Here is a 19,825-nt window from a genome sequence, read left to right as displayed (position 1 = left end):
CGCCGCCGGCTGGCAGGCTGTCCCCAGTTGCCGGGCGGCACGGGGGTGCCTCGGACACTGTGGAGGTTGTCATGGGCGAACCGGTGGTTGTCATGGACGAACCGGTGTGGGGTCCAATCCAGCAGGACATCGTCGGGTTGCTCGCCGAGCATCCGGCGGACGTGCCGGCGGTGGTCGACCACCTGACCAAGCTCCAGGACATGCTGGTCCGGCTGCCGCCGCTGGAGCGCAGCTGCCCGTTGGCCGACTTCAACCAGCTCTACCTGGTCATCACCAGCACTGTCCTGGACGGCCTGTACGACGACCGGTTCGCCGACCCGGTCTTCCTGGCCAGGCTGGACGTCGAGTTCGCGGCCCGCTACTTCGACGCGCTGCGCTACTGGACCGAGTCCAGCCCGAACACCCCGCGGGCGTGGTCCTGCCTGTTCAAGCGGATGCGCGGGCCGGACGCCCGGCCGCTGCCGTCGGCCGCCGCGGGGGTCAACGCGCACATCAACTTCGACCTGCCGTTCGCGCTGGTCACCACGTTCGACAGCCTCGAGTCCGAGCCGGTCGACGACAGCGACCAGCACCACGACTATCTCGAAATCAACCGGATCTTCGCGGAGCGGATCCCGGAGCTGCGCCGGGGCTACCTGGACAACTGGCAGCTCATGATCGACATGCTGAACGGCGACATCGACGACTGGTACCAGGGCGAACTGGTGGAGTACACCCGGAACGTGGCCTGGCGCAACGCGCAGAAGATCTGGCGGTGCCGGCACGATCCGCACGCCCGCGAGTGTGAGCGTACGCGGCTGGACGACAACGCCGCGGCGCTCGGCCGGCTGCTGCTCTCGCCCCTCGGGGCGTTCCTGCAGTAGCCGGGACGGGGGGTCCCCGCGCTCCGGGAGTCCGGGGCGCGGGGACGCGTCCCGGGAGCACCGCGCCGGCCGGTGTGTCGCCCGGCCCGCACCGGGTACGCCCCGGACATGCCCGTGCATCGCAGCGCGTTCCGTTTCGATCCGCCGTTCCGGGTGCCGCTGGCCCTGCTCGGGGTCCGGCCGGAGACCTGCTGGGTGATGGTCGACGACGACACCCTCGAGATCCGGTTCGGGCCGTGGCGGCTGCGCACCCCGCGCGGCAACGTGGCCGGGGCGGAGCCGACCGGACCGTACCGGTGGTGGCGGGCGATCGGGCCGCACCTGTCGCTCGCCGACGCCGGGGTCACGTTCGGCAGCAGCACCGGGGCCGGGGTGTGCATCCGGTTCGTCACCCCGGTGCCGGCCCTCGCCCCGGGTGGCCGGCCCCGTCATCCGGCCGCCACGGTCACCGTCGCCGATCCCGACGCGCTCTGCCGGGCCCTCACCGGCTGAGCGTCCCGCCCGCGCCGGCACCGCCCGCGCCGTCCGCCCTCCCGCGCCGACCGGCCGGCGCCGCGCGGTCGGTCCCGCCCGCTTCGCCGGTTCCGCCGGGCTGCGCCGGGGAGACCGCCTACCGTCGGTTCAGGGCGGGAGGTGGGACACGGGCATGGCAGACCGGCGGGACGAAGCGCGGCCCCGACGCAACCGGCGGCGCACCACGGCCCCGGCTGGCCCGGGACGGGCGCTGCGGGCCGCCCGCGACCCCGGGCACGGCGAACGCGCGAGCCGGGACCCGCACACGGTGCCGGCGTGCGTGGATTCCCCGACCCGCCCGGCCGAGCCGGCGAGCGCGTTCTCCCGCTGGCTGTTCCAGCACCAGGTGCAGCCGGTCGGCCCGGAGACCCGCGAGCACCAGGCCGCGGCGCATCCCTGGTGGCAGGTGATGTGCCTGACCGGGGTCGACTACTTCTCCACGCTGTCCTACCTGCCGGCGATCGCCGCGGTGGCCGCCGGCGCGCTCTCCCCGCTGGCGACCCTGCTGATCGTCGCGCTGACCCTGTTCGGGATGCTGCCGATGTACCGCCGGGTGGCCCGGGAGAGCCCGCACGGGCAGGGCTCGGTGGCCATGCTGGAGCGGCTGCTGCCGTTCTGGCGGGGCAAGCTCTTCGTGCTGGTCCTGCTCGGCTTCGTGGCCACCTCGTGGATCATCACGATCACCCTGTCCGCGGCCGACGCCACCGTGCACCTGCTGGAGAACCCGCTGCTGCCGGCGTCCTTCCCGCACGGGGGCACCGCGCCGGTCGTGGTGACCGTGGTGCTGCTGCTCGTGCTGGGCGGGGTGTTCCTGCTGGGGTTCCGCGAGGCGGTCCAGGTCGCCATCCCGCTCGTCGCGGCCTTCCTCGCCCTGAACGCGGTGATCGTCGTGGTCGGCGTCGCCGAAATCGCCGCCGACCCGGCGGCGCTGGGCGGCTGGACCGACCGGTTGACCCAGGTCGGCGGCCCGACCGACATGCTGGCCACCAGCGTGCTCGCCTTCCCGCTGCTGGTGCTCGGCCTGTCCGGCTTCGAGACCGGGGTGAGCATGATGCCGCTGGTCAGGGGGGACGGGCCGGACGCCGAGCAGCGGCTGAGGGCGCGCATCCGCAACACCCGCAAGCTGCTCGCCGCCGCCGCCCTGATCATGTCGGTCTACCTGATCACCACCACCTTCGTCACCACCGTGCTGATCCCGCCCCGGGAGCTGGCACCCGGCGGGGCGGCCAACGGGCGGGCCCTGGCCTGGCTGGCGCACGAGCACCTGGGCGAGGGATTCGGCACCGGCTACGACATCAGCAGCATCCTGATCCTCTGGTTCGCCGGCGCCTCGGCCATGGCCGGTCTGATCAACATCGTGCCCCGCTACCTGCCGACGTACGGGATGGCGCCGGAGTGGGGTCGGGCGGTGCGTCCGGTGGTGCTCGTCTACACCCTGATCAGCATCGCGATCACCGTCGCGTTCCGGGCCGACGTCAACGCCCAGGCCGGGGCGTACGCGACCGGCATCCTGGCGATGATGGTCTCCGGCGCGATCGCGGTGACCATCTCGGCCTACCGGGCGCGGCGCCGGGGCGCCGGGGTGGGCTTCACGGTGCTCAGCGTGGTGCTGCTCTACGCGCTGGCCGAGAACGTGGTGGCGAAGCCGGACGGCATCGCCATCTCCGCGCTGTTCATCGCGGGCATCATCGTCGTCTCCCTGGTCTCCCGGGTGTCCCGCACCACCGAACTGCGGGCGGAACGGATCGAGTTCGACGAGCCGGCCCGGCGGTTCGTCGCCGAGTCGGTGGCCCACGACGGCCGGCTGCACCTGATCGCCAACAAGCGGCAGCGCGGCTCGGTCAAGGAGTACAAGCTCAAGGAGCGGGCGCAGCGCGGGATGAACCCGGTGCCGGGCGCCGCCGACGTGCTCTTCCTGGAGATCGACATCTCCGACCCGTCGCAGTTCAGCGAGGTGCTGCGGGTGCACGGGGTGGAGGCCGGCGGGTACCGGATCCTGCGGGCCAGCAGCCCGGCCGCCCCGAACGCGATCGCGGCGATCCTGCTCGCGCTGCGCGACGCCACCGGCGTGCGCCCGCACTGCCACTTCGAGTGGTCCGAGGGGAACCCGATCGCGCACCTGCTGCGCTACCTGATCCTGGGACGCGGGGACACCCCGCCGGTAGTCCGCGAGATCATCCGCAAGTCCGAGCCGGATCCCACCCGCCGCCCCGGCATCCACGTCGGCTGAGGTGCAAGGAGGGACCTCCGGTCAACGCATTCGGTAGAGGAGGGGCCCCTTGGCGCAGGTAGCCCATCCTCCTAGGAAGCCCTACGCGCGATGCGGTGCCACATCCCGCCCCGGGCCCGAGCCCCGAGCGCTGGCGGTGACCGCCTCCGGACACGGAACGGCCCGCGCCGCGGGGGAGCGGGGCGCGGGCCGACAGGGGCGTACGTCCTACTTCGACGGCTCGGGCAGCTTGCAGTCGACCTTGGGGTTGGCACCGATGTAATTCAGCGGACCGGCCACGATGGTGACCAGGATCGTGCCGGCCTCGGCGCAGTTGGCGTCGTCGTTGCTGCTGTAGTAACCGCGCTGCCCGGCGGCGATGGCACCGATGATCAGCCAGATGACGACGAGGACACCGAATATCGACGTACCGCGCATGGGTTGCCTCCACGGGGTTGTGGTGGATTCGAGGTGCAGGCGTTGTACCCAGACCCGACGCGCGCGCAAACGGTGATCGCAGTCGGACATGGATCGGCGGTGGGCGGTCCGCACCGCTACCCGGGAAACCCGGTTGTGGGCCGGTACGCGCCGGGAGAGGCTGAGCCGGATGACGCAGCAGGACGGCAAGCTCGCGACCGCCACCGCGCCGGTGGTCCCACCGATCGACGTGGCCCTGGTACGCCGGCTGATCGCCGCGCAGTTCCCGCACTGGGCGGGGCTCGACGTGCGGCGGGTGGAGTGGGACGGCTGGGACAACCGGACCTTCCACCTCGGCGACACCATGACCGTACGGCTGCCCAGCGCGCCCGGCTACGTGCCGCAGGTGGACAAGGAGCATCGCTGGCTGCCCCGGTTGGCGCCCCGGTTGCCGCTGGCCATTCCGGTGCCGCTCGGTCGGGGCGAGCCGGGCGAGGGCTACCCGTTCCCGTGGTCGGTGTACCGGTGGATCGAGGGGGAGACGGCGGTCGCCGACCGGATCGCCGACCCGGTGGTGTTCGCCACCGACCTCGCCGGCTTCCTCACCGCCCTGCACCGGCCGGAGCCGGCGGGCGGGCCACCCGCCGGGGGGCACAGCGCCTTCCGCGGCACGCCGCTGTCCACGTACGACGAGGAGACCCGGCGGGCCGTCGCGACGCTCGGCGACCGGATCCCGGTCGACGAGGTGACCGGCATCTGGGCCACGGCGCTCGGTTCCACCTGGACCGGCCCGCCGGTCTGGTTCCACGGCGACGTCGCCTTCGGCAACCTGCTGCTGCGGGAGGGGCGGCTGGCCGCGGTGATCGACTTCGGCTGCTGCGGGGTGGGCGACCCGGCCTGCGACCTGACGGTGGCCTGGACGCTGCTGTCCGGGAAGTCCCGGTCGGCCTTCCGGGCGGCGCTCGGGGTCGACGACGCCACCTGGGCGCGGGGTCGCGGCTGGGCGACGTGGAAGTCCCTCATCACGCTGGACGATCCGGACCCGTTCCGGGCTGCGGAGGCCCGATCGACGCTCGACGCGGTGTGCGCGGAGTACCGGCACGGGTGACGGCCCGGGCCGGTGGCGGGGAGTGCCACCGGCCCGGACCCGGCGGGCCGGCGCACGCCGGCCGCCGGGGAGTCGATCAGGCGTCGGTGCCCGCGCCGACCGCCGCCGGGAGCACCTGCTCGGCCTCGGCCGGGGCGCCGGCCAGCACCTTGGCCTGCTGCGGCCAGGTCGCCAGGCTCGCCGTCGCACGCAGGCCGGCGGCCCGGATGGTCTCCCGCAGCGCGGCCTCGTCGAGGTCCGCGAGCTGTCGGTAGGTGCGGATGCCGGCGGCCTGGAGGGCGCCCGCCATCTTCGGCCCGATGCCCTGGATCCGACGGAAGTCGTCGGCCGCCGGCTGCCCGCCGGCCGCGACGGGTGCCGGCGTCGGGGGCGCCGCCGGGTCGGTGGCCTCGGGCGCCGCGGCGCCGTCGGGGTCCGCGGCCAGCGCCGGAGTGGTCTCGACCAGGTCGGCGTCGCGGGTGGCGGCCCGCGGGGCCGGGACGACCGGCGGGCGGGCGGCGCTCGTCTCCTCGGCGGCCCCGGCGCCCGCGACCGGCGCGTCCTCGGCGGACCGCTGGCCCGGCAGGGACCGCGCGGTCACCGGCTCGTCCGTGACGACCGGCGCCGGGTCGGACGCGGCGGCCCGCGTGAGGTCGGACGCGGCGGCCCGCGTGAGGTCGGACGCGGCGGCCGGCGTCGGGTCGGACATGACCTCCGCGCCGGCGGGCGTGTCGTCCTGCGGCAGCGGGGTGGCGGGCGCGGCGGCGGCCGGCGTCGCCTCCCGCTCGGCCGGGACCGGCTCGGCGGTCACCGCGGCCGACGGCGCCTCGTCGATCGTGGCTTCGGCACGGCGCTGGTCGACGGTCGCCTCCGTCGGCGGGTGCGTCTCGGCGACCCCGGCGACCGGGTCACCCTCCACGACCGACTGCGTCGCTCTGGTGGCGGCCCGCCGGCCGCGCAGCACCCACCAGACCGCCAGAACCACCAGCAGGGCCAGGATCACGATCAGCCATTGCCCGTACGTCGACGGCACTCGAACCTCCATTTTTGTGTACGCGTGAAGATCTGAAAGGACCGGGGCAGCTTCGCACACGTGCAGCGTGGAGGACAGCGAGGTCGCCGGCGCGGGTATCTGATGGGACGGGCGGTGCCCGACAGTGGCGCGACGATGACCGAGCGTGCGGCGTGGACCGGTTCGACCACCCCTCAGCCGGCGGCGGCGCCCCGGCACTGCGGAAGGGCCTGCGCCTCGGTGGCGTCCCAGCGGTAGAAGCACCCGGCGACGGCGTCCCGAGGGGAGTGCCAGGTCGGCAGGTACGAGGTTGTGTGCGCGGAGAGCCGTTCGTTGACCTGGAGGTAGAGCGGGTGGTTGCGGGCGGCGGTCAGCTTGTCGGCGTCCACGTCCGTGGTCTCCATGAGGTGGACGAGCAGGTCGTGCAGGCAGTAGAGCGACCGGTGCCGGATGCCGGTCAGGGTGGGCAGTACGGTCGCGTCGGCCTCGGCGAATATCTGCGCGACCCGACCTTCGGCACCGGGGCTGATCCGGCTGACGACCAGCAGACGACTCATGGGGGTACCCCTCTCGGCGGTAGGTGTCGCCCGAAACCACGAGGCACACCTGGATGGCCAGCGTGCCGGCCGGACTGTCATCCGGTCGTCACGTGCCCCGGCGGGACGGTGACGCGGTGTCGGCCGGTGCGCCGGTGGGCAGGCCGCCGTTGCGGGTGGCCTCCCGGATCGGGCCGAGCGTCTCCTCGAGCAGGGCGGACATGGCGGCCGAGGGCTCCAGCCGCAGCTCCCGCAGCAGCAGGTCACGGTAGACGTAGAAGGCGTGCACGGCCTCGAAGGCGTTGCCCTCGGCGAGGTGGATCCGCACCACCAGCCGGTGCGGCGTCTCGCGTAGCGGCTCGGCGGCCATCGCCTCCAGGGCGGCCTGCAACGCCTCGCCGTGCCGCCCGGCGACGAGGTGGTTGCCGGCGATCTGCTCCAGCATGTGCAGGCGCAGCTGACGCAGGCGCTCCCGTTCCAGCAGGACCCAGTCGTCGTACCAGCCGGGGAGCAGGTCGTGCCGGCCGGCGTCGAGAGCGTCGGCCAGGGCGCGCGGGTTCTCGCCCTCGCGGATCCGGGCGGCGGAGAGGACCAGGTCGTCCACGTCGAGGCGGACCACCGGGTCCAGCCGTACGGTGTCGCCGGCGGCGGAGATCGGGCAGCAGGGATCCTGGCGCAGCCGCCACAGCGCGGTCCGCAGCGAGGCCAGGGCCCGTTCCTCCGCATTGTCCGGCCAGAGCAGGCCGGCCAGGTTGCTGCGGGTGGCGCCCGGCCGCAGGCCGATCAGCGCGATGACCCGTTGCAGGCCCCGGGGTACGGCGACGGGGACGGTCCCGCGCAGCAGCCGGAAGCCACCGAGCAGACGTAGGTGGACGGTGTCCTGGGGCGGGCCCTCGCCGGCAGGCAGGGTTGGATCAGCGGCCACCTGGCACCCCCCAGTACCGGAAGTGGAGTCCGGAATCGCCTGTGTCCCCCGGCCGGGCGCGTGACTGCGCTGTCGAAAGCCGTGCCACCGGAGGCGTCGCACCCGCCCCGGTCCACCGGGCTGACCGTGCTGAAGGTTATCAATCGTGGTTACTCTGAGTCAATAGACCGTCGCGATGGCGACTTTTCCGTCTCGGCGCACGGGTACCCGGTCTGAACTGCTAAAGAGCGTCGATGGGAGGCCGTGCCGGCCAGCGTGGACATAGCCTGCCCACAGCTTGCGTCAACGCAGCGTCACCGAGTAACGCGGGCCAGAGGCGGCCGGGATTGACGCTCCGTTGACGGCGGCGGCCGGATGCTGCCCCTCAGCCTGTCCCGGATGCTGCGCAACTCGCGCGGCGCCGGACACGCCGGAGGGGGAGAGTCTCGATGGACCGTAGGCCGATCGCCGGGCGGCAGCCGTGACCACCACCGCCCCCCGCGACGAGCAGCTCTGGTCGCGGTGCACGGGCTGCTCGTCCCTGCTGTACCGCAAGCGGCTGCGGCGCAACCTTGACGTCTGTCCGGAGTGCGGCACGCACGCCCGGCTGGGGGCCCCGGAGCGGCTGGCCCAGCTGGTGGACCCGGACTCGTTCCACGCCCTGCCGGACCGGGCGGTCACCGTCGACCCGATCGGCTTCGTCGACGTGCTGCCGTACCCGAACCGGCTCACCGCCGCCCGGGCCGGCACCGGCCTGGACGAGGCGGTGCTGTGCGGCGTCGCCCGCGTCGCCGGATATCCGCTGGTGCTGGCGGTGATGGACTTCCGGTTCCTCGGCGGCAGCCTGGGCTGCGCGGTGGGCGAGCTGATCACCTGCGCGGCGGAGCGGGCGCTGGCCGACCGGCTGCCGCTGGTGGTGGTGACCGCCTCCGGCGGCGCGCGGATGCAGGAGGGTGCGCTGTCGCTGATGCAGATGGCCACGGTCAGCCAGGCGATCGGCGTGCTGCGGGAGCACGGGCTGCTGACGGTCAGCGTGCTCACCGACCCCACGTACGGTGGGGTGGCCGCCTCCTTCGCCACCAACACCGACCTGGTGCTGGCCGAGAGCGGCGCCCGGATGGGCTTCGCCGGTCCCCGGGTGATCCGGCAGGTCACCGGGCGGCCCCTGCCGGAGGGTTTCCAGACCGCCGAGTTCCTGCTCCGCCACGGCCAGGTCGACCTGGTGGTGCCGCGGCGCGCGCTGCGCGGGCGGCTGGCGGCCGTGCTGGCCGCGGCCGCCGCCGGCCGGGACCGGTCCGCGGGGCCGGCGGCGTCGCCGTCCGCCGGGGCCCCACCGGGGTCGCCGCCAGGCGGGAGGCCACCGGCGACGGCCACCGGCCCGGCCGCGGCCGGCGAGGTCCCGGCCGACCGGCGCGGGCCCGACCCGGCCGACGCGTGGGACACCGTACGGGCGGCCCGGCATCCCGGCCGACCCACCACACTGGACTATCTGGACAGCGCGTTCGACGGGTTTCTCGAGCTGCACGGCGACCGGCTCGGCGCGGACTGCCCCGCCGTGGTCGGCGGCCTGGCCCGGCTGGCCGGACGGCCGGTGATGGTGATCGGCCACCAGAAGGGGCACACCACCGCCGAGCTGGTGGCCCGCAACTTCGGGATGGCCAGCCCGGCCGGGCACCGCAAGGCGCTGCGGCTGATGCGACTCGCCGCCCGGCTCGGCCTGCCGGTGGTGACCCTGGTGGACACCCCCGGCGCGGACCCGGGCGTGGGCGCGGAGGAGCACGGCCAGGCGGCGGCGATCGCCGAGAACATCCTGACCATGACGGCGCTGCCGACCCCGGTCGTCGCGGTCGTCACCGGCGAGGGCGGCAGCGGCGGCGCGCTGGCGCTGGCCGTGGCGGACCGGGTGCTGATGCTGCGCAACGCGGTCTACTCGGTGATCAGCCCGGAGGGCTGCGCGGCGATCCTCTGGCCGGACAGCGCCGCCGCCCCGCGGGCCGCCCGCGCCCTGCGGTTGACCGCACCGGACCTCTCCCGCCTCGGCGTGGTGGACCAGGTCGTCCCGGAACCGGCCGGTGGCGCCCACGCCGACCCCGGCGGGGCGGCGGACCTGCTGCGCCGGGCGGTGGCGGCGAACCTTGAGCCGCTGTGGGACACGCCGGTGGCCACCCTGGTGCGCCGCCGCCGGCAACGGTTCCGCCGGTTCGGCGCCGCGGGCGTCGGGTCGCCGGCGGTGACCCGGTGAGCGCCGGCCCGGGGGGCGCCGAGGAGGCAGTCCTGGCCGAACTGCACCGGCACGCCCGGCACCTGATCGACGAGCTGGCCGGGCCGGTGCGGCGGGTACGGCTGCGCAGCGGCCACACCGTGCTGGAGGTGGAGTGGCACGCCCCCGCCCCGGCGGTGCCGGCGCCCCGGGAGGCGGCGGAGGTGGCGGCGCCGGCCGGCGAGCCGGAGCCGGCGCGGGTGGTGGTGCGGGCGCCGATGGTCGGCACCTTCTACCGGGCGCCGGAACCGGGCGCGTCCCCGTTCGTCTCCGTCGGCGACCTGGTCCGGCCGGGGCAGGTGGTGGGTCTGGTCGAGGCGATGAAGCTGATGAACGAGGTGCCCGCCGACCGGGCCGGCCGGGTGGTCGAGGTGCTGGTCGAGGACGGCAAGCCGGTGGAGTACGACCAGCCGCTGCTCGTCCTGGAACCGGCCTGAGACGGCGGGTGGTGGCGCTATGTTCGAAAAGCTGCTGATCGCCAACCGGGGCGAGATCGCCCTGCGGGTGCTGCGGGCCTGCCGGGAGTTGGGCGTGCGCACGGTCGCCGTCTACTCCAGCGCGGACGCCGACTCGGCGGTGGTGCGGCTGGCCGACGAGGCGGTCCGGATCGGGCCGGCGGGCAGCCGGCAGAGCTACCTCAACGCCGCCGCGATCGTGGAGGCCGCCCGCCAGTGCGGGGCGCAGGCGGTGCACCCCGGCTACGGCTTCCTCTCCGAGGACGCCGACTTCGCCGAGATCTGCGCCGAGAACGGGCTGACCTTCGTCGGCCCGCCGCCCCAGGTGATGGCCGCGCTGGCCGACAAGGCCACGGCGCGGGCGCTGATGCGCCGGGCCGGCCTGCCGCTGCCACCGGGCAGCGTGCAGGCCGTTCCCACCGTCGAGCAGGCCGGCGCCGTGGCCGCCGAGATCGGCTACCCGGTCATCGTGAAGGCGGCGGCCGGCGGCGGCGGGCGTGGGATGACCGTGGTGCGCGACCCGGCCGACCTGCCCCGGGCGTACGCGCGGACCCGGGCCGCGGCGCAGGCGGTGTTCGGCGACGACCGGGTGTACGTCGAGCGGTACCTGGCCGCCGCCCGGCACGTCGAGGTGCAGGTGCTCTGCGACGGGCGGGGCAACGGTGTGCACCTGGGCACCCGGGACTGCTCGGTGCAGCGGCGGCACCAGAAGCTGGTCGAGGAGGCGCCCGCCCCGGCGCTGTCGCCGCAGCTGGAGCGGGAGATCACCACGGCCGCGCTGCGCGGCGCGCTGGCGGTCGGCTTCACCGGCGCCGGCACGGTGGAGTTCCTGGTCGACGGCGCCGGCGGCTTCCACTTCCTGGAGATCAACTGCCGGATCCAGGTGGAGCATCCGGTCACCGAGATGATCACCGGGGTCGACCTGGTGCACGAGCAGCTGTGGGTGGCCGCCGGGGAACCCCTGCGGCTGCGGCAGGCCGACGTACGCCCGCGCGGGGTGTCCGTCGAATGCCGGGTCAACACGGAGGACCCGGCGCGCGGCTTCGTGCCCACCCCCGGCCGGTTGGACCGGTTCGAGCCGCCCGGCGGGCCGTTCACCCGGGTGGACACCCACGGCCACGCCGGCTATCTGGTGTCCCCGCACTACGACTCGCTGCTGGCCAAGGTGGTGGCCTGGGCGCCGGACCGGGAGCTGGCCCTGGCCCGGCTGGACCGGGCCCTCGACGAGTTCGTGGTGGCCGGCCCGGGGGTGCGCACCACCATCCCGTTCGTCCGGCGGGTGCTCGCCGACCCCGCGTTCCGCGCCGCCCGGCACACCACCGCCCTGGTCGACCGGCTGCTCGCCGAGCCGGCCCCTGCCGCCCCGACGAAGACCGATCCGCCGGCCGCCGGCCCGACGAAGACCCAACCGCCGGCCGCCACGGCGCCGGCGACCGAACCACCGGCGGCCGGCCCGCCGCCCGCCCGGCCCGGCGGGGTGCCCGCCCCGCGCCCCGCCACCACCGCCGGTGCCCCCCGCTCGCCCCACATCTGAGGAGGACCCCCGATGACCGTCGCCGACAGCCGACCCCTGGCCACCGAGATAACCGACATCCTGGTCACGCACTGCGGCCTGGACGCCGACGCGGCCGCCCGCGCGCCCGCCGCGTCCCTGGCGGAGCTGGGCATGGACTCGCTGGCCCTGCTGGAACTGTCCGCCGTGGTCGCCGACCGGTGGCGGGTGAAGATCCCCGAGCAGGCCGCGGAGCTCAGCATCGCCGGCGTCGCCGACCTGGTCGCCCGCCGGACCGACCCGCCCGGGCACACCGAGAACAGCATCGTCGTCGATGCTCCGCTGGACCTGGTCTGGGACCTCACCAACGACGTCGAGAACTGGCCCCGGCTGTTCACCGAGTACGCCTCGGCGCAGGTGCTGCGCCGCGACGGCGACACCGTGCTGTTCCGGCTGACCATGCACCCGGACTCCAACGGGGTGTCCTGGAGCTGGGTCAGCGAACGCACCGCCGACCGGGCCACCCACCAGGTCCGGGCGCACCGGGTGGAGACCGGGCCGTTCGAGTACATGAACATCCACTGGCACTACGACACCGAACCCGGCGGCACCCGGATGACCTGGGTGCAGGACTTCGCGATGAAGCCGACCGCGCCGCTGGACAACGCGGGGATGACCGCGCGGATCAACGCCAACAGCAAGGTGCAGTTGGCCGTCATCAAGGAGCGCGTCGAGCGCGCCCACCGGGGAGGCGACAATGGGTGAGACCCTGCTCGGGCTGGTGGCCGCCCGGGACGTACCGGCGGACCGGCGGCGCGGCGGTGAGCTGCGGGTGCTGCTCGGCCCGAAGACCGTCGGCGCCACCTCGGGCTTCCTGGGCGTAGCCACGCTGGCGCCCGGGGAGCGGATCGCCGAGCACTACCACCCGTACAGCGAGGAGTTCCTCTACCTCAGCCGCGGCGCGATCACCGTCGACCTGGACGACGAGCCGGTGTCGCTGGCCGCCGGGGAGGCGCTCTTCGTGCCCCGCAACGTGCGGCACCGGCTGCGCAACACCGGCGACGAGCCGGCCGAGGTGGTCTTCCACCTCGGACCGCTGGCGCCCCGCCCGGAACTCGGGCACGTCGACACCGAACTGGTCGAGCAGCGGGGCGCGTCGTGAGCGCGAGGAGTGAGCCGCGTCTGCGAGCCCCGCAGCCGCGAATTGGGGTGGCGTCGTGAGCGCGAGGAGTGAGCCGGGTTTGCGAGCCCCGCAGTCGCGAAGTGGGGTGGCGTCGTGACCGGGCGCCGCACGGTGGTGACCGGCATCGGGGTGGTCGCCCCCGGCGGCGCCACCCGGGACCGGTTCTGGAAGACCGTCACCGAGGGACGCACGGCGACCCGGCGGATCAGCTTCTTCGACCCGTCGCCGTTCCGCTCCCAGATCGCCGCCGAGTGCGACTTCGACCCCGACGCCGCCGGGCTGACCCTCGCCGAACGGCAGCGCGCCGACCGGTACGTGCAGTTCGCGCTCGCCTGCGCCGGTGAAGCGCTCGCCGACAGCGGCCTGGCGTTGACCGACGCCGACCGGGAGCGGGCCGGGGTGGTGCTGGGCACCGCCGTCGGCGGCACCATGGCCCTGGAGCAGGAGTACATCCGGGTCAGCGACTCCGGCCGGCAGTGGCTGGTCGACCACCGCCTCGGCGGCCCGTACCTGTATCAGGCGCTGATGCCCAGCAGCCTGGCCGCCGACGTGGCCTGCCGGCACGGCCTGCACGGCCCGGCGCAGGTGATCTCCACCGGCTGCACCTCCGGCATCGACGCCATCGGGTACGCCCACCAACTGGTCGCCGACGGCGAGGCCGACGTCGTGCTCGCCGGGGCGGCCGACTCGCCGATCTCCCCGGTCACCGTCGCCTCGTTCGACGCGATCGGAGCCACCAGCCCGGACAACGACGACCCGGCGCACGCCTCCCGACCGTTCGACGCCGACCGGCACGGCTTCGTCCTCGCCGAGGGCGCGGCCGTGCTGGTGCTGGAGGAGTACGGGCACGCCCGCCGCCGTGGCGCGCACGTCTACTGCGAGGTCGCCGGGTACGCCAGCCGCAGCAACGGCTTCCACATGACCGGGCTGCGCCCGGACGGGGTGGAGATGGGGCTGGCGATCAGCGCGGCGATGCGGCAGGCCCGGCTCCGCCCGGAGCAGGTCTCCTACATCAGCGCGCACGGCTCCGGCACCCGGCAGAACGACCGGCACGAGACCGCCGCGTTCAAGCGGGCCCTCGGTGACGCCGCGTACCGGGTGCCGGTCAGCTCGATCAAGTCCATGGTGGGCCACTCGCTCGGCGCCATCGGCTCGATCGAGATGGCCGCCTGCGCCCTGGCCATCGAGTTCGGGGTGGTCCCGCCGACGGCCAACTGGACCACCCGCGACCCGGAGTGCGACCTGGACTACGTGCCGAACGAGGCCCGGGAACTGCCGGTGGACGTGGCGCTCTCGGTGGGCAGCGGCTTCGGCGGCTTCCAGTCGGCGATGCTGTTCCGCCGGCTGGCCCCGGCGGTGACCGGATGAGCGCGCCGATCCGGCCCGGCCACCGGACGGCGGTGCCGCGGTGAGCGGGCGGGCGGTGGTCACCGGGATCGGCGTGGTCGCGCCGAGCGGCGTCGGCGCCGACGCGCACTGGGCCACGGTGACCACCGGCGCGCGCCGGCTCGGCCCGATCAGCCTGTTCGACCCGGCGAGCTATCCCACCCGGCTGGCCGGCGAGGTGCCCGGCTTCACCGCCACCGACTGGGCCGACCAGCGCCGGCTGGTGCAGACCGACCGGTGGACCCACCTGGGCTTCGCCGCGACCCGGCTGGCCCTGGCCGACGCCGGGCTGCCCGAGGTGTCCCCCGACCCGTACGGCTACGCGGTGACCCTGGCCAGCTCGTCCGGCGGCAACCTGTTCGGGCAGCGGGAGCTGCAACGGCTCTGGGGCGGCCCGTCGCGCACCGTCGGGGCGTACCAGTCGATTGCCTGGTTCTACGCGGCCAGCGTCGGGCAGCTCTCCATCCACCACCAGTTCAAGGGCCCGTGCGGGGTGCTGGTCGCCGAGTCCGCCGGCGGGCTGGACAGCCTGGCCCACGCCGCCCGCACCGTCCGCCGGGGCACCCCGGTGGTGATCGCCGGGGCCACCGAGTGCCCGCTGAGCCCGTACGCGCTGGCCTGCCAGCTGCGGTCGGGGCTGCTCAGCGACGTGGCCGACCCGCGGCGGGCGTACCGGCCGTTCGACCGGGCGGCGGCCGGTTACGTGCCCGCCGAGGGCGGGGCGGTCTTCGTGGTGGAGGAACTCGACCACGCGCTGTCCCGGGGGGCCCGGATCTACGGCGAGGTGACCGGCTGGGCGGCCACCCACGACGGGGCGCCCACCGACCCGGACCGGGCTGACCCCGTCCACTACGCCCGGGCGCTGCGTCAGGCCCTGGACCGGGCCGCGGTACGGCCCGAGGACGTGGACGTGGTGCTCCCCGACGCGCTGGGGATGCCCGCGCACGACCGGGCCGAGGCGGCGGCGCTGCGTACCGTCTTCGGCGACCGCCCACCGCCGGTGACCACCCACAAGCCGCTGACCGGCCGGGCCCACCAGGGCGGCTCCGCGCTGGACGTGGCCACCGCGCTGCTCGCCTTCGCGCACGACAGCCTGCCCGCCTCCGCCGGGCCGGAGGACCCGGCCGACGGCTGCGAGCTGGACTTCCTGCGTGAGCCCCGGCGACCCCGGTCCCGGGTCGCGCTGGTCGGTGCCCGGGGCTTCGACGGCTTCAACAGTGCCCTGGTGGTGCGCGGCGCGGCGCCGGCGCCCCGCCGCGCACCCGAGTCGGCCGGCGGGTGAGCCGGGAAATTAGCTGTCGCGCCGGGATCCGGCGGTGGCATGATCGGCCACCGTGCAGGACAGGCCGGAGGGACTGGACGACGTCGACCTCGCCGCCGCGCTGGCCGACGGGTGGGGCCTGCGGGTGGGCGCGTCGACGTACCTGCCGGTCGGCTTCGGGGCGTACCACTGGAGCGTGACCGACCACGACGGACGGTGCTGGTTCGTCACGGTCGACGACCTGGCGGCGGGTCCGGAGCCGGCGGACGCGACCTGCGCCGCGCTGGGACGGGCCCTGGCGACCGCGGTGGCGCTGCACCACGACGCCGGGCTGGAGTTCGTCGTCGCCCCGGTGCTCGGCCGGGCGGGGGAGCCGCTGCGCCGGCTGGACGCCCGCTACGCGGTCTCCGTCTTCCCGGCCGTCGACGGCACCGCCGGCCGGTTCGGCCCGCACCGGCCGCAGGACGTGCCCGAGGTGCTGGAGCTGCTGGCCCGGCTGCACGCCGCCACCCCGGCGGCGGCCGGCACCGTCGCGCCCGCCGACCTGGCCGTGCCCGGCCGGGCCGGGCTGGTCGCCGCGCTGCGCGACCTCGACCGGCCGTGGACCGGCGGCCCGTTCGCCGAGCCCGCCCGCCGGCTGCTGGCCGACCGGGCCGCGCGCGTCGCCGGCCTGCTCGCCGAGGTCGACCGGCTGGTCGCCCGGGTGGCCGCCGCCGGCGCCGACTGGGTGGTCACCCACGGCGAACCGCACCCGGGCAACCTGATGCGCACCGCGGCCGGGCTGCGGCTGGTCGACTGGGACACCGTCCGCCTCGGCCCGCCCGAGCGGGACCTGTGGTTCCTAGCCGGCGGCGACGACGGCGGGGCGGACGCGCTAACCGGCTACGCCGCCGCCACCGGCCGGCCGGTGAACCCGGACGCTCTCGCCCTGTACCGGCTGCGCTGGACGGTCGCCGACATCGCCGGCTTCGTCGCCGACTTCCGCCGTCCGCACGGGGAGGGCCAGGACAGCGCAGCCGCCTTCGGCTACCTGAGCGGCTACCTGGCCTGAGCGGGCCCGCCGGTCAGCTGTCGAACCACACGACGAGCCGTATGTTGTCGTCGCCGTGCCGGGCAGCCAACGCGCGCATCCCGTCGAGCAGCGCGCGCAGCTCCGGATCGGTGCGCAGCACGTCGTCGTGGGACAGCCGTTCCACCCGCCACAGCCGCTCGCCGCAGCGCCACTCGGTGCCCTCCGGATAGCTGCTGCCCCGGGGATCGGCGTCTGCGCCGGCCACCGCGTGCCAGGCCATGCTCCGACTCGCCTTACCCGTGCGGCGCGGCCCATCGCCGGTGAGCTCGTACTCGTGGATCCGGTCGTCCACCCGGGGCGCCCGCGCCCGCCAGTCGACCCGGGCCAGCTCCGACCAGGTCACCCAGCTGTGGTCGTGCGCGTCCGCGTCGAGTTGGCGGTCGAGGAGCCCGGCGCTGGCGTCCGGTGGCAGACCGCGCCCGGCGGCGACGGGTGCGAACCCCGCGAAGTTGCACACCCCGAACAGCAGGCCGAAGGCGTCGTAATGGCGGGGCAGGGCGTCCAGGTCGAGGTCGGCCAGCTCCCACGGCGAACCGGGCCCGCCCGGCCGGATCTCCACCCCACCGTCGATGTCCGTACCCATGTCGCTCTCCCTCCGCCGTCGTTCCCGTCGCGGGGGGAGGATCATCACATGGCGTACGTCTTCCTGCTGCTCGCGATCGCGGCCGAGGTGTTCGGGACCAGCCTGCTCAAGGCGACCGACGGTTTCACCCGGCCCTGGCCGACGCTCGGCCTGGTCGTGTCCTACCTGGCCGCCTTCGGGCTGCTCGCCCTGGTGGTGCGCGACATCCCGGTCGGGGTGGCGTACGCCATGTGGTCCGGGCTCGGCACCGCCGCCATCGTGGCGATCGGCGCGGTCTTCCTCGGCGAGCCGTTGAGCGTGCCCAAGGTGGTCGGGGTCGGGCTGGTGATCGCCGGGGTGGTGGTCCTCAACCTCGGCGGCGCGCACTGACCGGTGAACGGCACGCCGAGCGCCCCCGGCACCGGGACAATGGGCGGATGCGAATCCAGGTGGCGGTGTGCGGGCCGGCGCAGGCGACGCCGACCGAGCTCGCACACGCCCGCCGGGTGGGCGAGTTGCTGGCCGAGCGCGGCGCCACCGTCCTCTGCGGCGCCGGCGGCGGGGTGATGGCCGCGGTGGCCGCCGGTGCCCGCTCCCACGACGGCCTGGTGATCGGCGTACGCCCCGACGACGGCACCGAGCCCGGCCCCGCCGAGGTCTCCGCCTCGGTGGTGACCAACATGGGCCAGGCGCGCAACGCGATCCTGGTGTGGAGCGCCGACGCGGTGATCGCGGTCGGCGGCTCGTGGGGGACGCTGAGTGAGGTGGCTCTGGGGATGCGGCGCGGCGGACTGCCGGTGGTGGTGCTCGGCGGCTGGCGGGTGCGCGACGCGACCGGCGCGGAGGTGCCCGGTCCGCACCACGTGGACACCCCGGAGCAGGCCGTCCAAGCCGCCCTCGCCGGCTAGCGACCGGCGGGCGATGCCTTGCGCCGAGCCAGCACCCTGGGCGCATGAATCTCGTGATCGCCCTGGCCGGCCCGATCAGCGCCTGCTGGGCGTCTGGCTGGGCACGACAATGACCGGACGGGCCCAGGACCAAGCGCTGAGACAGGAACAGGACCGGCGGACCGCGGAGATCAAACGGACGGCGTACACGAGCCTGACCGCTCATCGCGCCTACATCGCGTACGTCACGTCGCACGCGCCGGAGATCTCGGTCATCCGCGACCGCGACCCGCGCCCGAGGCCGGCGTTCAGCGGTAGAGGCCATGACGTTCGAGAGGCCCTCGAGACCAGCTACACGGCGCTCCAACTCGTCGCGGCGGAACAAGAGACCGTCAACCAGGCCCACATGGTGTTCCGAGCCGCCCGCAGGATCGCGGTGGCGGCCGTCGACCGGGACCCGCAGCTTCACGAGAAGCTGCTGGTCTTCTGGGACCTGGAACGCAGGCTGATCAACCAACTGCGCCGGGAGTTGGGCCAGCAGCTGCCCCTTACCGATGCGTGCGATCCGGAGGCGATCCTGCCGTAGCGACCGGCGGCGACGCGGGAACCCGCGGTCAGGCCGCCGGACGGCGGCCGGCGGATCGGCCGGCGCGGCGGGCCCGACCGCGGGCGTCGCCGCGTTCCAGCCACCACTCGGCGACGAGCAGGTTGACCACCCAGCTCATCCAGACGCTGGCGCCGGCCGCGGCCCGGATCAGGGCGTCCTGGTCGCCGCCGTAGGTCGTGTCGACCTGGGGCAGCAGCAGGACGACGAAGAGCACGACCCACAGCCGGTTCAGCACGATCGACAGGGTCAACGCGAAGCTGCGAATCATCCATCGGCGATGGTCGACGAACCGGCGTTGCCGTGCCATCCGGTATCCGGCGACCGAGGTGGCCAGCCAGAGAACCGCCAGCATCGTGTTGCCGACCTGGGAGACGAAGCCGGTGCTGCTCAGCGGCGCGACGCCCAGGACGGCGATGCCCGCGGGGAAGACCCCGCCGAAGAAGTACGCCCGGCCCATCCACCGGTGGGCGAGCGGATAGCGGCGGCGGAACCACGGCCAGACCTGGAAACAGCCGGCGAGCAGTGCCACGGAGCCGAACACGATGTGCGCCACCAGCAGCGGATAGTACTGCGGGTGAGCCTCCGGGACCGGCAGCCGGGACCGGCTCGGGTCCAGCGTCAGATAGGGCGGCAGCGCGTACCCGACGAACGCGACCGCGACCAGCAGCAGCGGCACCGCCCAGCGCAGCTGCCGCTTCTTACGGCTCGGGCCGGCCGCAGCGCCGGTGACCGGCCGTGTCAGCGAGTTGTCGACCTTCGTGGGCATGTCGCTCCCTGCCTTCCTCACTGCCGCTCATGACGCGGCGGACCGGATGCAGAAAACGATGCGCCGTCGGCGCCGCCGGGTCAGCGGTGCTGGCTCCCGCGTCCACGGTGGTGCTGGCACCACCGCGGCCCACCCGGCGGTGGAAGGGCCCCCGCCGTCGGGGGCCCTTCCACGCGCGGCTCAGTCGAGCAGTTCGGTCACCGTGCCGGCGGCCACCGTACGGCCACCCTCCCGGACGGCGAAGCCGAGGCCGACGTCCATCGCGACCGGCTTGCCGAGCTCCACCGTGATGTCGACGGTGTCGCCGGGCAGGACCATGGTCACCTCACCGAGGTCCACCGATCCGACCACGT

21 protein-coding genes and 1 pseudogene are annotated in these 19,825 nt (G+C 74.7%); 15 read left to right on the top strand and 7 right to left on the bottom strand.

What is annotated here, in order from left to right:
- The first annotated feature begins 92 nt into the window (after positions 1-92).
- The 3 genes from AB0H57_RS29450 to AB0H57_RS29440 all read left to right on the top strand — a co-directional run bounded on the left by AB0H57_RS29450 (position 93) and on the right by AB0H57_RS29440 (position 3,606).
- Positions 93-863: a DUF5995 family protein gene (locus AB0H57_RS29450; protein WP_357511943.1), complete on the top strand. Its 771-nt coding sequence runs from the start codon at positions 93-95 to the stop codon at positions 861-863.
- Positions 864-971: 108 nt separating this feature from the next.
- Complete coding sequence (locus tag AB0H57_RS29445; protein ID WP_357511935.1) at positions 972-1,355, top strand: hypothetical protein; 384 nt, start codon at positions 972-974, stop codon at positions 1,353-1,355.
- Between the two features lie 154 nt (positions 1,356-1,509).
- Complete coding sequence (locus AB0H57_RS29440) at positions 1,510-3,606, top strand: amino acid transporter (protein ID WP_357511934.1); 2,097 nt, start codon at positions 1,510-1,512, stop codon at positions 3,604-3,606.
- A gap of 207 nt (positions 3,607-3,813) precedes the next feature.
- On the opposite strand, the gene AB0H57_RS29435 is transcribed toward AB0H57_RS29440, so the two are convergent.
- Positions 3,814-4,023: a hypothetical protein gene (locus AB0H57_RS29435; RefSeq protein WP_357511933.1), complete on the bottom strand. Its 210-nt coding sequence runs from the start codon at positions 4,021-4,023 to the stop codon at positions 3,814-3,816.
- A gap of 169 nt (positions 4,024-4,192) precedes the next feature.
- Here AB0H57_RS29435 and AB0H57_RS29430 point away from each other — a divergent pair, with 169 nt between their 5' ends.
- On the top strand, positions 4,193-5,110 hold the full coding sequence (locus tag AB0H57_RS29430) for an aminoglycoside phosphotransferase family protein (protein WP_357511932.1): 918 nt from the start codon (positions 4,193-4,195) through the stop codon (positions 5,108-5,110).
- Between the two features lie 76 nt (positions 5,111-5,186).
- On the opposite strand, the gene AB0H57_RS29425 is transcribed toward AB0H57_RS29430, so the two are convergent.
- The 3 genes from AB0H57_RS29425 to AB0H57_RS29415 form a co-directional block, all read right to left on the bottom strand.
- Positions 5,187-6,122, bottom strand: coding sequence for a helix-hairpin-helix domain-containing protein (locus AB0H57_RS29425; protein ID WP_357511931.1), 936 nt, complete (start codon positions 6,120-6,122; stop codon positions 5,187-5,189).
- A gap of 173 nt (positions 6,123-6,295) precedes the next feature.
- Positions 6,296-6,658 (bottom strand): TcmI family type II polyketide cyclase, encoded by a 363-nt coding sequence (locus AB0H57_RS29420; RefSeq protein WP_357511930.1) that lies wholly within the window; start codon positions 6,656-6,658, stop codon positions 6,296-6,298.
- 88 nt (positions 6,659-6,746) lie between these two features.
- A complete protein-coding gene (locus AB0H57_RS29415; protein ID WP_357511929.1) occupies positions 6,747-7,562 on the bottom strand; it encodes a BTAD domain-containing putative transcriptional regulator in 816 nt (271 codons plus the stop codon).
- Between the two features lie 460 nt (positions 7,563-8,022).
- On the opposite strand from AB0H57_RS29415, the gene AB0H57_RS29410 reads away from it, so the two are divergent.
- The 8 genes from AB0H57_RS29410 (at position 8,023) to AB0H57_RS29375 (ending at position 16,629) form a co-directional block, all read left to right on the top strand.
- Positions 8,023-9,783, top strand: a complete 1,761-nt coding sequence (locus AB0H57_RS29410) for an acetyl-CoA carboxylase carboxyltransferase subunit alpha (RefSeq protein ID WP_357511928.1) — start codon at positions 8,023-8,025, stop codon at positions 9,781-9,783.
- Positions 9,780-10,238 (top strand): acetyl-CoA carboxylase biotin carboxyl carrier protein, encoded by a 459-nt coding sequence (gene accB / locus AB0H57_RS29405; RefSeq protein ID WP_357511927.1) that lies wholly within the window; start codon positions 9,780-9,782, stop codon positions 10,236-10,238. The genes AB0H57_RS29410 and accB overlap by 4 nt, the downstream gene beginning before the upstream one ends.
- A gap of 19 nt (positions 10,239-10,257) precedes the next feature.
- Entirely contained in the window at positions 10,258-11,790 is a 1,533-nt protein-coding gene (locus AB0H57_RS29400) for an acetyl-CoA carboxylase biotin carboxylase subunit (RefSeq protein ID WP_357511926.1), read from the top strand.
- A gap of 12 nt (positions 11,791-11,802) precedes the next feature.
- Complete coding sequence (locus tag AB0H57_RS29395; RefSeq protein ID WP_357511925.1) at positions 11,803-12,513, top strand: SRPBCC family protein; 711 nt, start codon at positions 11,803-11,805, stop codon at positions 12,511-12,513.
- Entirely contained in the window at positions 12,506-12,910 is a 405-nt protein-coding gene (locus AB0H57_RS29390) for a cupin domain-containing protein (protein ID WP_357511924.1), read from the top strand. The genes AB0H57_RS29395 and AB0H57_RS29390 overlap by 8 nt, the downstream gene beginning before the upstream one ends.
- Positions 12,911-13,024: 114 nt before the next feature.
- Entirely contained in the window at positions 13,025-14,299 is a 1,275-nt protein-coding gene (locus AB0H57_RS29385; RefSeq protein ID WP_357511923.1) for a beta-ketoacyl-[acyl-carrier-protein] synthase family protein, read from the top strand.
- A gap of 40 nt (positions 14,300-14,339) precedes the next feature.
- A complete protein-coding gene (locus tag AB0H57_RS29380; RefSeq protein ID WP_357511922.1) occupies positions 14,340-15,599 on the top strand; it encodes a beta-ketoacyl synthase N-terminal-like domain-containing protein in 1,260 nt (419 codons plus the stop codon).
- A 52-nt stretch (positions 15,600-15,651) separates the two neighbouring features.
- On the top strand, positions 15,652-16,629 hold the full coding sequence (locus AB0H57_RS29375) for a phosphotransferase (protein WP_357511921.1): 978 nt from the start codon (positions 15,652-15,654) through the stop codon (positions 16,627-16,629).
- Positions 16,630-16,642: 13 nt separating this feature from the next.
- Here the strand turns inward: AB0H57_RS29375 and AB0H57_RS29370 are convergent, their stop codons facing one another.
- On the bottom strand, positions 16,643-17,233 hold the full coding sequence (locus AB0H57_RS29370; RefSeq protein ID WP_357511920.1) for a hypothetical protein: 591 nt from the start codon (positions 17,231-17,233) through the stop codon (positions 16,643-16,645).
- Positions 17,234-17,281: 48 nt separating this feature from the next.
- Here AB0H57_RS29370 and AB0H57_RS29365 point away from each other — a divergent pair, with 48 nt between their 5' ends.
- The 3 genes from AB0H57_RS29365 (at position 17,282) to AB0H57_RS29355 (ending at position 18,685) form a co-directional block, all read left to right on the top strand.
- Positions 17,282-17,602, top strand: coding sequence for a multidrug efflux SMR transporter (locus AB0H57_RS29365; protein WP_357511919.1), 321 nt, complete (start codon positions 17,282-17,284; stop codon positions 17,600-17,602).
- Between the two features lie 47 nt (positions 17,603-17,649).
- On the top strand, positions 17,650-18,120 hold the full coding sequence (locus tag AB0H57_RS29360; protein ID WP_357511918.1) for a dethiobiotin synthetase: 471 nt from the start codon (positions 17,650-17,652) through the stop codon (positions 18,118-18,120).
- 109 nt (positions 18,121-18,229) lie between these two features.
- Complete coding sequence (locus AB0H57_RS29355) at positions 18,230-18,685, top strand: hypothetical protein (RefSeq protein WP_357511917.1); 456 nt, start codon at positions 18,230-18,232, stop codon at positions 18,683-18,685.
- Positions 18,686-18,713: 28 nt separating this feature from the next.
- Here the strand turns inward: AB0H57_RS29355 and AB0H57_RS29350 are convergent, their stop codons facing one another.
- Together AB0H57_RS29350 and AB0H57_RS29345 are read right to left on the bottom strand one after the other, a co-directional pair.
- Positions 18,714-19,472: a DUF2306 domain-containing protein gene (locus tag AB0H57_RS29350; RefSeq protein WP_357511916.1), complete on the bottom strand. Its 759-nt coding sequence runs from the start codon at positions 19,470-19,472 to the stop codon at positions 18,714-18,716.
- A gap of 180 nt (positions 19,473-19,652) precedes the next feature.
- Positions 19,653-19,825: pseudogene (locus AB0H57_RS29345) on the bottom strand (elongation factor Tu); the annotation flags it as partial.

This window comes from Micromonospora sp. NPDC050686 (assembly GCF_040654475.1).
GTDB lineage: Bacteria > Actinomycetota > Actinomycetes > Mycobacteriales > Micromonosporaceae > Micromonospora.
The sequence above is the reverse complement of the archived record's forward strand: the minus strand, read 5'-3'. Positions and strand labels throughout refer to the sequence as shown.